Here is a 12,910-nt window from a genome sequence, read left to right as displayed (position 1 = left end):
GGGCGATGCAGCTCGTCGCGCCGCAGCGTTTCGAGCCCTGTGACGCCCCGGAGCCGGATCCCTCCGCGCTCCAGCCGGGGGAGGTGTTGCTGCGCACGCTCGCGGGAGGGATCTGCGGCAGCGACCTGCAGTTCTTCCGCGGCGTCCGCCAGCTGGACGCGGACGCGCCCTCGCATCTGCCGGCAGCGGTCGGGTTCCCCGGGCACGAGATCGTCGGTGTCGTCGTCGCCTCCGCCCAGGAGGGCGTGCACGTCGGCGAGACCGTCGTCGGCTGGGCGACCGCCTACGACGCGATCGCCGAGTACGTGATCACCCGCGGCGACGGCCTCACCGCGTACAGTCCGGATCTGCCCGCCGAGGTCGCGGTCATGCTGCAGCCGCTCGCGTGCGTGCTCGCCGCGGTGGACCGGCTCGGCGACGTCGCCGGTCGCACGGCCGCGGTCATGGGCCAGGGCCCGATCGGCGTGCTGTTCGGCCACGTGCTGAAGTCCGCCGGCGCCGCGCACGTGACGGGCGTCGACCGGGTCGACCGCCGCGACGTTGCGGCCTTGTTCGGCGTGGACGAGATGGTCTGGGCCTCGGCCGACCGCTGGGCGCGGATGCTGCCCGACGACCGCCGCCCGGAGATCGTCGTCGAGGCGATCGGCCACCAGACCGCGACCCTGAACGACGCCGTCGAGGCGGTCGCGCACGGCGGCCAGATCTACTACTTCGGCATCCCGGACGAGCGGATCTACCCGTTCGACCTGGACCGCTTCCTTGCGAAGGACCTGACTCTTCGCTCCGGCCTCACCCGCGACCGCCGGCACTGGCTGGCTGCCGCCGGCGAGTACCTCGCGGCGCACCCCGCGCTCGCGGCCGCGTACGTCACCGACGTCGTCGGCCCGGACGATATCACCGAGGCCTACACCCGCGCCATCACCCCCAAGCCGGGGCAGCTCAAGATCGTCTTCACCACGCCCGCGGCGGCCACCGCCGACCCCCTCGAAGTAGCAAAGGAATTCGCAGATGCGTCGCGTCATTGACCTCGAGACCGTCCTCCCCGGCGGAGACGGCGAGCACGCCGGCACCGGCCAGCGCGGCCCCGCCGGCCCCGACCGCCTGCCGAACCCGCCCGGATACGGCTGGTCGAACTACGACACGATCTTCACGCGATCCGACGATCCCGAGGCCCCGGACGTGAACGCGGTGACCGACACCCGGCCGCCGGCCGAGCGCGCCGCCGAGCTCGTGCAGCTCATGGATCGCGCCGGTGTCGTGAAGAGCGTCGTCGCCGCGGCGTCCAACAAGGTCACCGCCGAGGTCGTGCAGGCCTTCCCGGACCGCTTCATCGGCTTCGCCCACCTCAGCCCGTACGACGGCATGCGCGCGTCCCGCGAGCTCACCCGGCTCGTCACGGAGGAGGGCATCGGCGGGCTCTCGGTCGCCGCGCTCTACGACACGATCCCGCCCAGCGACCGCCGCTACTACCCGCTGTACGCGAAGGCCGTGGAGCTCGGGATCCCCGTGCGCATCTACACCTCGATGCCGTATGCGAACGACCGCCCGTACGACCTCGCCCACCCGCGGCACCTCGACCAGATCGCGATGGACTTCCCCGAGCTGACGATCATCGCCGGGCTCAGCGGCTGGCCGTGGATCAACGACATGGTCGGCCTGCTGCGCCGACACCCGAACCTGTTCTGCGACACCGCCGCGCACCGGCCGAAGTACCTCGGCAAGCCCGGCTCGGGCTGGGAGCAGTTCATGCAGTTCGGCAACACGCTCATCCAGGACAAGGTCATGGTCGGCCTGTCCTGGGGGCTGCTGGGCATGTCGATGGAGGCCATCATCGACGAGTACCTCGAGCTGCCCCTCAAGGAGTCGGTGCAGGAGAAGTGGCTGTACGGCAACGCCGCGCGAGTGCTGGGCATCGAATGATCACCGCGGATCTCCCGACCGTGCGGACCGCCGCTGAGCGCGCGGCCCTCGTCGCCCGCGGCATCACCGGGCTGCTGCGCCCGAGGACCGTCGCCGTGATCGGCGCCTCGCCGGAGCGCAGCACGCTCGGCAACCAGGTGCTGCGGAACCTGCGGATCTTCGGGTTCGCGGGCACCGTGATCCCGGTGCACCCGCGGGCCGACGTGCTCGAGGGATATGCGGCCGTGCCGAGCATCGCCGACCTTCCCGAGGGCGTCGACGTCGCGGTCGTTAGCGTCAGAGCCGCCCGGGCGACCGGCGTGCTGCGCGAGCTCGCCGAGCGCGGCTGTCCCGCGGCGGTCATGCCCGCCGCGGGTTTCGGCGACGACGAGCTGACCGAGCTGCGGGAGGCGCTCGCGGAGCTGCCGATCGTCGTGAACGGACCGAACTGCCTCGGCACGCTGAGCGTCGCCGACGCCGCCCCGCTGTGGACCGCGAACATCCGGCGCGACTTCCGCACCGGCAACGTCGCGCTCGTCACCCAGTCCGGGTCCGCGGCGATCTCGGTCACGACCACCTCGGACCTCGGCTTCTCGCGCGTGGTGTCCAGCGGCAATGAGCTGTCGCTCAGCGCCGCCGACTACCTCTCCTGGCTCGCGGAGGACGACGAGACGGCGGCCGTGGGGCTCGTGCTCGAGTCGCTCACCGAGCCGGAGGCGTTCCGCGCCGCGGTGCGCCGCGTGCAGGCGGCGGGCAAGCGGATCGTCGCCGTCAAGGTCGGGCGCACCTCGGCCGGTGGCCGGGCGACCCAGGCGCACACCGGCGCCCTGGTCACCGGCTACGACGCCTACCGGGCGCTGTTCCGCCAGCTCGGCGTGCCGGTCGTGCGCGACTACGACGAGCTCGTGAGTACTCTGCACCTGTACTCCCGGCTGGGATCGCGGCCCGTCGGCGGCAACCGGCTCGCGGTCATGTCGATCTCAGGCGGGCAGAGCGCGCTCGCGTGCGACATCGCCACCGAGATCGGCGCGACGATCGCCGACTTCGCCCCGGAGACCGCCGAACGCGTGCGCGCCGCCCTGCCGGGGACGACGGGTGAGAACCCCGTCGACATCGGCGCGAGCATCGACGAGGACGCCCGACGCACCGCCGAGGCGGTCGCGGCGGTCGGCGCGGATCCCGGCGTCGACGCGATCGTCGTCGTGCAGGATGCGCAGGAGAAGCTTCCGCTCACCCCGCAGCACGACTACATCGAGCACGTCCGTCAGATCGTGGAGGGGGCGAAGGCGTCCGCGACGCCCGTGGTCGTCGTCTCCAGCACGGCCTCCCCGGTGCACCCGATGCTCGCCGAGCTCGTCGAGGGGACGAACACGACGATCCTCCGCGGGCTCGAGCCCGCCCTCGTCGCCCTGAACACCCTGGGCACGGCGCCGACACCCGAGGACGACGCGTCGATGATCGTGTCGGCGGAGGTCGTTGCCGGGCTCCGCGCCGAGGTCTCGGCCCGGCACGGAATGCTCGGGCATGCGCTCGTCCAGCGGATCCTCGCCGCCTACGGCCTGCCCTACGCCCGCTCCCTGGTCGTGCAGGACGAGGACGAGGCTGTCGCGTTCGCCCGCGAGGTCGGCTTCCCGCTCGTCGTGAAGATCGCCTCGCCGGACGTCCCGCACCGGGTCGACGTCGGCGGGGTCGTCGTCGGCATCCGCGACGAGGAGGCGCTTCGCGCGGCGGTCGCCGGCATCCGCGAGAGGATGCGGGCCCTCCCGCACGCGCAGATCGACGGCTACGAGGTGCAGGTGGCGGTCGCCGGAAGCATCGAGGCGATCCTCGGGTTCACCCGTGAGGATCCGCTCGGATCCCTCGTCGTCGTCGGATCCGGCGGGTCCCTCGCCGAGCTCGTCGGCGACCGTGCCGTCGACCTCGCGCCGGTGACGGCGCAGGGCGCCCGGGACCTGATCGCCGAGACTCACCTGGGCAGGCTCCTGTCCGGGTACCGGAAGCTCGCGGAGCCGACCGACATCGGTCCGCTGGCCGACGCGATCGTGCGGTTCTCCGCGCTCGCCGCCGACCTGGGGGACCTCATCGTCGAGGCCGACCTCAACCCGACGTTCGTGCGGGAGGGGACCGGCGAGATCACGCTCGTCGATGCCTTGTTCATCGCCCGATGACGCGAAGGATCCTGATCCCATGCCGGAGTACGCACGGCTGGAGCGGCGCTTCCCGCGCCCCGGCGACCTCAAGCCCTTCCTCGCTCTGAAGGATCGCCGCGGTCTCGGTCGTGTGCAGCGGCGGCTCGCGTCCGCGCACACGATCGAGGATCTCCGGCGGATCGCGCAGGCGCGCACCCCGTCCGGCCCGTTCCATTACGTCGACGGCGGCGCGGAGGAGGAGCTCGGAATGGCCCGGGCGCGCGAGGCGTTCCGCGACCTCGACTTCCACCCCCGGATCCTCTGCGACGTGCACGCGGTCGACACGAGCACGACCGTGCTCGGCGGCCCGAGCGCACTGCCGTTCGGCTTCGCGCCGACCGGCGGCACCCGCATGATGCACGCGGCGGGGGAGCGCGCCGTGGTGCGTGCCGCGGGCCGTGCCGGCATCCCCTATGCGCTGTCGACGGTCGGCACGACGTCGATCGCGGCCCTCGCCGAGGCCGCCCCGTCCGCCCGTCGCTGGTTCCAGATGTACCTGCTCAAGGACCGCGACCTGTCGCTGCGGATGATCGCGGAGGCGAAGACGCACGGCTACGACGCCCTCATCGTCACGGTCGACGTCCCGGTGTCGGGTAACCGGCTGCGGGACCTCAAGTACGGGATGTCGTACCCGCCGCAGCTCACCCTGAAGACGTTCCTCGACGCGTCCTACCGGGTCGAGTGGTGGAGCAATCTGCTCACCACCGAGCCGTACACGTTCACTTACGAGGAACCGGGCGTCCCGCGCTCTGCGCTGCAGGTGTCCGGCTTCAACGACAACACGACGACCTTCGAGGATCTGGCATGGGTGCGGGAAGCGTGGGGCGGCCCGCTCGTGATCAAGGGTGTGCAGACCCTGGCCGATGCCCGCCGGGCCGTCGACGCGGGCGTCGACGGCATCGTGCTCTCCAACCACGGCGGGCGCCAGCTCGACCGCACTCCGCCGCCACTGCACCTGCTGCCCGCGGCGGTGCGGGAAGTGGGTGCCGACACGGAGGTCATGATCGATTCGGGGGTGCGGACCGGATCGGATGTCGTCGCGGCGATCGCACTCGGCGCCCGGTTCGTGCTCGTCGGGCGCGCCTATCTGTACGGGCTCATGGCGGGCGGCGAGGCCGGCGTGGACCGTGCGGCGCACATCCTGCGCACCGAGGTCGAGCGCACGATGCAGCTGCTCGGTGTGACGTCGATCGCCGAGCTGACGCCGGAGCACGTACGGCTGTTCACGCGGCGGGCGCCGGTGCCGCTGTACTGAGCGCGCTCCGCTCAGTACTGGAACGACTGCGGCTCGAGGAACCCGGCGATGCCGTACGAGCCGAGCTCGCGGCCGTAGCCCGACGACTTGAAGCCGCCGAACGGGGCTGCGGGGTTGAACGCCCCGCCGTTCAGGTCGAGCTGGCCCGAGCGCACCTCGCGCGCGATCCCGGCGGCCTCGTCGGTGGAGGCGGCCCAGACGCTGCCGCCGAGCCCGTAGCGCGTGCCGTTGGCGAGCTCGATGGCGTGGTCGAGGTCGTCGTAGCCGAGCACCGTGAGCACCGGTCCGAAGACCTCCTCCTGCGCGATCGGGCTGTGCGGGTCGACGTCGAACACGACGGTGGGGCGTACGAAGGATCCCCGCTCGGTCCCGTCCGGCAGGCCGAGCCCGCCCGCGAGGATCCGCTCGCCGCGGTCCTCGACGGCGGCGATGTCGCGCCAGATCGCGGCCTGGCGCTGTGCGGAGACGACCGGACCCATCCGGGCGTCGTCGCTCCACGGGTCGGACGGGCGGTGCCGCGCCGCGAGCGCGACGAGCTGCTCCTCGGTCTCGGCAAGGGAGGCGCGGGGCACGAGCAGCCGCGTCCACGCGTTGCAGCTCTGTCCGGAGTTGAAGAACGCGTTCGCGAGCGTGACCTTGACCGCGGTGGCGAGATCTGCGCTGGGCGCGACGAGGCTGGGCGACTTGCCGCCGAGCTCGAGGTGCACGCGGGTGATCGTCCGCGCGGCGCGGGCGGCGATCGAGGATCCGACCTCGGTCGACCCGGTGAACGAGACCAGGTCGACCCCCGGGTGGCCGACGAGGTGGTCGACGATCTCCCGGCCGCCGGCGAGCACGACGTTGAGCACGCCCGCAGGCAGGCCGCTGTCGACGACGCAGCGGGCGAACAGCGCGGCGGTCGCGAGCGCGTTCTCGCTGGGCTTGAGGATGACCGTGCAGCCGGCGGCGATCGCGGGGGCGACCTTCGCGACGACCTGGTGCAGGGGGTAGTTCCACGGGGTGATCGCGAGCACGACGCCCGCCGCCCGCTCCGTCACGACCGAGTTGCCGATCCGCCGCTCGAACGTGAACGCCTCGAGCGCATCGGCGACGGCGCGGATGTCCCGCACAGCGAGGTCGACGTGCAGACGGCGGGAGAGCGTCAGCGGCGAACCCAGTTCGGCGGTGATGACGCCGACGAACTCGTCCGCGCGCACCTCGATCGCGTCGGCGAGGGCCCGCAGCAGCCGGGCCCGCTCGGCGGGGGCGGTGTCCTCCCACGCCCGCTGCGCCCGGCCCGCCGCCTCCGCCGCCTCGTCGAGCTGCGCCGTCGACGCACCGCGGACCCGCGCGAGGACGACGTCGAGAGACGGATCCGTCACCGTCAGCTCGCGGTCGCCGTCTCCGGCGCGCAGAGCGCCGTCGATGAGCTCCGGCGCCGCGGCGAGGCCCGTGATCGCCTCGAGGGCGGTGTCACGGGTGGGAGTGCCGCTGGTGGTCGTCATGGTGTCTTCCAATCCGCGTCCTGCGCCGCGCCCCGGGCTCTGCGGCGGCGGGGCGGAGTGATCGATGTTCTAAACAGTTGATAAGTAGTTCTCATTGAACCGGAGATCGGATGTCGCCGCAAGCGGCAAGGGTACAATTGCCTGCGTAACGAGCCGCGGCGCACACGGCCGCGGCTCGTCTCGAACGATCGTTCAGCAACCGCGGAGGCAGATCCCGCCTCCGTCCAGTCGGAAGGAACCCCGCCGATGACCGCAGCCGCGAGACCGCTTCTTGGTAGCCTTCTCGCACGGTTGATCGACGGTCTTCACGCGGACACCCGGGGAGCACTGAGGAGTCCACGATGACGAACAACGGTTCGCAGAGCTCGGCGAGGCCGGGCAAGCAGGCGATCATCGCCGCGGCGCTCAAGTGCTTCCACGAACGCGGCTACGAGGGTTCGTCGATCCGCGACGTCGCGCAGGTCGCGGGGGTCACCGGCGCCGCCGTCTACCACTACTACGGATCGAAGCAGGATCTGCTGATGGAGATCCTCGAGGACTTCCTCGCGAAGTCGATCCAGGCGACCAAGGACGCGGTGAGCCGCGTCGGATCGGATCCGGTCGCCCGCCTGTTCGCCGCCGCGCAGTCGCACGTGCTGTGGAACACCTCCGACGTCGCCGCGAGCTTCGTCGTGAACAGTGAGATCCGCAGCCTCAGCCCGGAGAACCGTGCGAAGCACATCCCCAAGCGCGACGAGCTGCAGCGCATCTTCGACGACGCGGTCGAGGACGGCTGCCGGGAGGGCCTGTTCCTGACGCCCTGGCCGCTCGAGGCCAGCCGCGCGGTCACCGTCATGTGCACGTTCGTGGCCCGCTGGTACCGCGAGGGCGGCCCGCTCTCGGCCGAGGAGATCAGCTGGCGGTACGGCCACATGGCGCTGTCGCTCGTGCGCTCGACGCGCGGGCCGCAGATGGACCTGCCCACCTACGGCGAGATCCCGATCCCCTGAGTCGGGTCGGGATCTCGTCGGGCGGTGATCAGGCCCCGCTGAACTGCGGAGTGCGCTTGGCGATGAAGGCCTCCGCCGCCTCGGTCGCGTCCTGGCTCTCCGCGCAGAACGTGTGCCGCTCGGCCTCGCGGTCCAGCGCCGTCTCGAGGCTCACCGCGGCGCTGTCGACGAGGTTCTGCTTGATGCGGGCGAGGGCGAGCGGCGCCGCCCCAGCGAGCCCGCGGGCGATCTCCTGCACGCTGTCGAGCAGGTCCTCCTGGGGGAACAGGCGCGACACGAGCCCGATCCGCAGCGCCTCGGCGGCGTCGAAGGGCTGCGACTCCAGGTACTTCTCGCGTGCCCGGCCGTAGCCGATGATCCGCGGCAGGAACCAGGTTCCGCCGAAGTCGCCGGACAGCCCGGCGTTGAGGAACGCGGTGTTGAAGCGCGCCCGCTCCGCCGCGTAGCGCAGGTCGGTCGCGCACGCCCAGGACAGGCCGGCGCCCGCGCACGCGCCGTTGATCGCTGCGATCGTGACCGCCGGCATCGTGTGCAGCAGGCGCGACGTCTCCATGAACGCCCGCAGCGCCTTCGGCCGTTCCGCGGGCGGGAACCCGAGCGTCACGCCGCCGCCGGGACCCTGCGACAGATCGCCGCCCGCGCAGAACCCGCGCCCGGCGCCGGTCAGGATCAGCACCCGGATGTCGTCGTCCCGGGAGGCCGTCTCGAAGACGGCGACCGTCTCGTCGAGCAGCTCCGCCGTCATCGCGTTCAGGCGGTCCGGCCGGTTGAGGGTCACGGTCATCACCGCACCCTCGCGCGAGACGAGAACGTTCTGATCTGTCATGTTGCCAACTTCCTTGTCGGTCGAGGCCGAATCGTTCAGGATCAGCCCAAGTCTAAACAATCGTTTAGAAATACGATAGCATCGACGGAGCGTCACTCGGCAGTCCGTCCGTCGATAGAGATTGTGAAGAGAAAACCAGATCATCCATAAGTTCACGCATTCATCGGCGTGCCTGACTCCCAGGGTTCACGACGCCTTCCGCGCACGAAAGAAGCGGCTGGCGTGACATCAAGCGATCCAATGATCAGTTGTCGGATCGGATCCGAGCAGGATCCGTTCGGCGGATGGGACGGTCCGGGGCCGCTGCGATGAGGCCGCAAGAGCCGGAGGAGGGGCGGATCCGTGCGGGTTCCGCCCCTCCTCCCTGTCATAGGCACGACGGGACGGAGCTTCGCGCACGCCCCCGAAACGCCGAAGCGCCCCGCTCCAGGCTGTGCACGCCCGGGAGCGGAGCGCTCATCGCCGGCATCCCCCAGACACCGGCACCTCCGGTCAACCCCCTGCTGACCGCAGGATCCGTCCGCCGAACGGTGCGGGCACCGTGATCCGTGCGGGCGAACCCCCGTTCCGGACGCCTGTCCCGAAGACCGGCGTCGGAGGGTCCTCATTGATTGAACATCAATTCAGTCATTAATCTAGCCGATGACCCGGCATCGGGCAAAGGGACCGGAGGGCATTCGCATGGCACGCTCCGCCGAGCAGAACCGCCTCGCCAGGGAGCGCGCACGGGAGAGTCTCGTGGTGGCGGCGATCGACGTCTTCGCCGAGCGGGGGATCGACGGCGCCACGATTGCCGAGATCACGAGCCGCGCGGGCGTCGCGCAGGGCCTCGTGAACTACCACTTCGGCGGCAAGGACCAGCTGATCCTCGCGGTCGTCGACCGCTGGTTCGAGATGCTGTTCGGGATCGCGCACGGCGAGGGCGAGGGCGCCACGGCCGTCGCCCCGTCGCCCGCCGTCCTGCCTCCGCCCGACGGGCGGCTCGCCGGCATCATCGACACCGTGCTCGGGATGACCGCGCACGCACTCCCGCTGCAGCGCGTGATCGTCGCCCTGCAGCAGCAGCCCGCGACCCGAGCGCTGTTCGCCGAGGCCGAGCGGCGGCACCTCGCAGAGGTCACCGCCGCGGAGGATGCGGTGCGGTCGATCTTCCGCGAGCGCGGGGAGGCGGATCCGGCGGTCGAGGAGATCATGCTGCGCAGCCTGCTCGACGGGATCGTCGGGCAGTGCATCATCTACGGCGACTCGTATCCGCTCGAGTCGGCGCGGCGCTGGGTGCACCGGCAGTACGGGCTGCCCGCACCGACGACGCCGCTGCAGACCGCGACGGTCGTGCCGGAGCCGGGCGCCGGGCGCGGGGAGGAACCGCGCGCCCGGGCCTCGAACGATCCGGCCTGACGCCCCGCTCAGGCCGGATCGCCGCCGAGGGCGCCGACCGCCTCGATCGGGTGCGGGTCGTCCGCGCCGCTCTTGCGCAGCCGGGCGATCGCGTTGCCGCCGTGGTAGATCACGATCGCGGCGACCGTGGCGATGACGATCCCGCCGAGCACGAAGCCCGAGTCCTTGATCGCGATCGAGAAACCGCCGACCGCGATGATGAGCGCGACGGCCGCGGTGTACTGGTTCACCGGGCGGGAGAAGTCGACCCGGTTGTCCACCCAGATCTTGATCCCGATCACGCCGATCAGCCCGTACAGCCCGGTCGTGATGCCGCCGAGCACGCCGGCCGGCACGGAGTTGATGATCGCGCCGAACTTGGGCGACAGGCTGAGCAGGATGGCCGCGATGCCGGCCACCCAGTAGGCGGCGGTCGAATAGACGCGGGTGGACGCCATGACGCCGATGTTCTCGCCGTACGTGGTCGTGCCGGATCCGCCGAACAGACCCGCGACCGTCGTCGAGATGCCGTCGGCGAGGAGCGCCTTGCCCGTCTGCCTGTTGATCTCCGGATCCTCGACCATGGTCGCGACGCCGCGCACGTGACCGACGTTCTCGGCGATGAGCACGAGCACGACGGGCAGGAACATCGCTATCCCGCTCCACACGCCCGGCGCGCCGAAGTCGGGGAGGTGGAACGTGGGCAGGCCCACCCAGGCGGCCTTCTCGACGGCGGAGAAGTCGAGCTCACCGCGGAAGGCCGCGAACACGTACCCGGCGATGACACCGAGGAAGATCGAGATCCGGCCGAGGAAGCCCCGGAACAGCACCGCGAACAGGATCGTGACCGCGAGCGTGAAGGTCGCGGTGATCGGGGACTTCGCGAAGTTGCCGTAGGCGGCGCCCGCGAGGTTGAACCCGATCAGCGCCACGATCGTGCCGGCGAGCACGGGTGGCAGGAGCCGGTCCACCCACTTCACGCCCGCGGTGTGCACGACGACCCCGATGAGCGCGAGCAGCACGCCGACCGCGACGATGCCGGCGAGAGCGGATCCCATGCCGTGCGCCGCCGTCGCCGCGGTGACCGGCGCGATGAAGGCGAACGAGGATCCGAGGTAGCTGGGCAGCCGGTTCCGGGTGACGAGCAGGAACAGCAGCGTGCCGACGCCGCTGAACAGCAGGGTCGTCGGAACGGGGAAGCCGGTGAGGATCGGCACGAGGAAGGTCGCGCCGAACATGGCGACGACGTGCTGCACGCCGATCGCGATCGTGGCGGGCCAGTTCAGGCGCTCGTCGGGGCGGACGACGGCGCCGGGTTCGACGGTGCGTCCGTTGCCGTGGATGGTCCACAGGGCCATGGGGGCTCCTCGGGATCGGGGGAGGGGTCTGAACGAAAACCCTATCCTGAGCGTTCCCTGGGAGCCAGGGGCTTCGGACGGACCGTGTCCCAGTTCTGACCGCCCATGTCCCACTTTCTGCTGTCGATCCGGCCCGATCGCAGCGAAAAGTGGGACACGGCCTACGTCGAGGACGCGGTCTTCGTCACCTCGGACCAGGTCCTGCGGGGGCGCGCCGGCGTGCGCGAGGGGCTGGAGCGCTTGCTCGCCGACCTCCCCGACGCGAGGTGGGCGATCGACGCGCAGATCGCGGACGACGTGATCCTGCTCAGCTGGACCGCGCAGGGTGCGGTCGCGTCCGCCCTCGGCGGGACGGACACCTTCATGTCCGCGACGGCCTGTTCCAGGCGCAGACCGTGCGCTACACGGCTGTTCCGAGCGCGTCCCACTTCTGCCGCCCCGTGTCCCCATTTCTGCGGGGAAACCGGCCGCAGAGCAGCAGAAAGTGGGACACGATCCGGGGGTCGGCCCGGGTCGGCCGATTCAGACCCTCGGCCCCTCAGGCGTTCAGGCCTGCAGGCGCTCCAGCAGCTCGGCGTAGCGGGCCGCGGTCTGTGCGACGACCTCGGCGGGCAGCAGCGGCGGCGTGCCCTGCTTGTCCCAGTGCGCCGACAGCCAGTCCCGCACGATCTGCTTGTCGAAGCTCGCCATGCGCTCGGCGGGCGTGGATCCGGTCCGCCACGACTCGGCGTCCCAGTACCGCGACGAGTCGCTCGTGAGCACCTCGTCGGCGAGGCGCAGCATGCCGTCGCCGTCGACGCCGAACTCGAACTTCGTGTCGGCGAGGATCAGCCCGCGCTCCTCCGCGATCGCAGCGGCGCGGCGGTAGACGGCGAGCGACACGTCGCGGAGCTGAGCGGCGCGCTCGGCACCCACGAGTTCCGCGGTGCGCTCGAACGTGATGTTCTCGTCGTGCTCGCCCATCGGCGCCTTGTACGCCGGGGTGAACAGCGGCTCCGGCAGGCGGTCGCCGTTCTGCAGTCCGGCGGGCAGTGGAATACCGCACACGGTGCCACTGTCGACGTACTCGGCCCAGCCGGATCCGGTCAGATAGCCGCGCACGACGCACTCGACGGGCAGCATGTCGAGGCGCATCGCGAGCATCGCGCGATCGGCGACCGCGGCCGGGATCTCGCCGTCCACGAGGTGATTCGGGATCGGGTCCGTCCCCTCCGCGAGGCGGTCGAACCACCAGCGGCTGAGCGCGGTGAGCAGGGCGCCCTTGTCGGGGATCCCCGGCTCGAGCGCGAAGTCGAAGGCGCTCACCCGGTCGGAGGCGACGACCAGCAGGCGCTCGTCCGCGGCGTCCTCGGGCGCGTACAGGTCGCGGACCTTGCCGGAGTAGAGGTGACGCCAGCCGGGAAGTTCGAGGGGGGTGCTCACGGATCCATTATCGCCGTGCCCGCGGCCGGGCACCGCGCGCCCGCCGTCGCGTACCGCGCGCCCGCGGCCGCGACCGCGCGCCCGCCGCCGCGACCGCGCGCCCGCCGCCGC

Annotated in this window: 10 protein-coding genes; 6 read left to right on the top strand and 4 right to left on the bottom strand. The window is 71.3% G+C overall.

From position 1 onward, the window contains the following. The first annotated feature begins 5 nt into the window (after positions 1-5). Genes RBR11_RS13675 through RBR11_RS13660 form a run of 4 tightly spaced genes read left to right on the top strand, consistent with a single transcriptional unit; the run spans position 6 to position 5,343 of the window. The gene (locus RBR11_RS13675) at positions 6-1,025 is read left to right on the top strand and encodes a zinc-dependent alcohol dehydrogenase (RefSeq protein ID WP_308489915.1); all 1,020 of its coding nucleotides are present in this window, start codon (positions 6-8) and stop codon (positions 1,023-1,025) included. Further along, the gene (locus RBR11_RS13670) at positions 1,009-1,920 is read left to right on the top strand and encodes an amidohydrolase family protein (protein WP_308489914.1); all 912 of its coding nucleotides are present in this window, start codon (positions 1,009-1,011) and stop codon (positions 1,918-1,920) included. The genes RBR11_RS13675 and RBR11_RS13670 overlap by 17 nt, the downstream gene beginning before the upstream one ends. A 20-nt stretch (positions 1,921-1,940) precedes the next feature. After that, positions 1,941-4,067: an acetate--CoA ligase family protein gene (locus tag RBR11_RS13665; RefSeq protein ID WP_308489913.1), complete on the top strand. Its 2,127-nt coding sequence runs from the start codon at positions 1,941-1,943 to the stop codon at positions 4,065-4,067. A gap of 19 nt (positions 4,068-4,086) precedes the next feature. Beyond that, a complete protein-coding gene (locus RBR11_RS13660) occupies positions 4,087-5,343 on the top strand; it encodes an alpha-hydroxy acid oxidase (protein WP_308489912.1) in 1,257 nt (418 codons plus the stop codon). 11 nt (positions 5,344-5,354) lie between these two features. Here the strand turns inward: RBR11_RS13660 and RBR11_RS13655 are convergent, their stop codons facing one another. Beyond that, the gene (locus RBR11_RS13655; RefSeq protein WP_308489911.1) at positions 5,355-6,827 is read right to left on the bottom strand and encodes an aldehyde dehydrogenase family protein; all 1,473 of its coding nucleotides are present in this window, start codon (positions 6,825-6,827) and stop codon (positions 5,355-5,357) included. A gap of 341 nt (positions 6,828-7,168) precedes the next feature. Between RBR11_RS13655 and RBR11_RS13650 the strand changes: the two genes are divergently transcribed. Further along, positions 7,169-7,816 (top strand): TetR/AcrR family transcriptional regulator, encoded by a 648-nt coding sequence (locus RBR11_RS13650; protein WP_308489910.1) that lies wholly within the window; start codon positions 7,169-7,171, stop codon positions 7,814-7,816. A gap of 28 nt (positions 7,817-7,844) precedes the next feature. Here the strand turns inward: RBR11_RS13650 and RBR11_RS13645 are convergent, their stop codons facing one another. After that, positions 7,845-8,642 carry an enoyl-CoA hydratase gene (locus tag RBR11_RS13645; RefSeq protein ID WP_308489909.1) on the bottom strand — a complete coding sequence of 266 codons (798 nt, stop codon included), beginning with the start codon at positions 8,640-8,642 and terminating at the stop codon, positions 7,845-7,847. A gap of 681 nt (positions 8,643-9,323) precedes the next feature. On the opposite strand from RBR11_RS13645, the gene RBR11_RS13640 reads away from it, so the two are divergent. Continuing rightward, complete coding sequence (locus tag RBR11_RS13640) at positions 9,324-10,040, top strand: TetR/AcrR family transcriptional regulator (protein ID WP_308489908.1); 717 nt, start codon at positions 9,324-9,326, stop codon at positions 10,038-10,040. An 8-nt stretch (positions 10,041-10,048) separates the two neighbouring features. Here the strand turns inward: RBR11_RS13640 and RBR11_RS13635 are convergent, their stop codons facing one another. Then, a complete protein-coding gene (locus RBR11_RS13635; protein ID WP_308489907.1) occupies positions 10,049-11,377 on the bottom strand; it encodes a uracil-xanthine permease family protein in 1,329 nt (442 codons plus the stop codon). A gap of 546 nt (positions 11,378-11,923) precedes the next feature. Beyond that, positions 11,924-12,799, bottom strand: a complete 876-nt coding sequence (locus RBR11_RS13630) for a phosphoribosylaminoimidazolesuccinocarboxamide synthase (protein WP_308489906.1) — start codon at positions 12,797-12,799, stop codon at positions 11,924-11,926. Positions 12,800-12,910: the final 111 nt, after the last annotated feature.

The organism is Microbacterium capsulatum (genome assembly GCF_030865425.1).
In the GTDB taxonomy this organism is placed as follows: Bacteria; Actinomycetota; Actinomycetes; order Actinomycetales; family Microbacteriaceae; genus Microbacterium; species Microbacterium capsulatum.
This window is presented reverse-complemented; position numbering and strand designations above follow the sequence as displayed.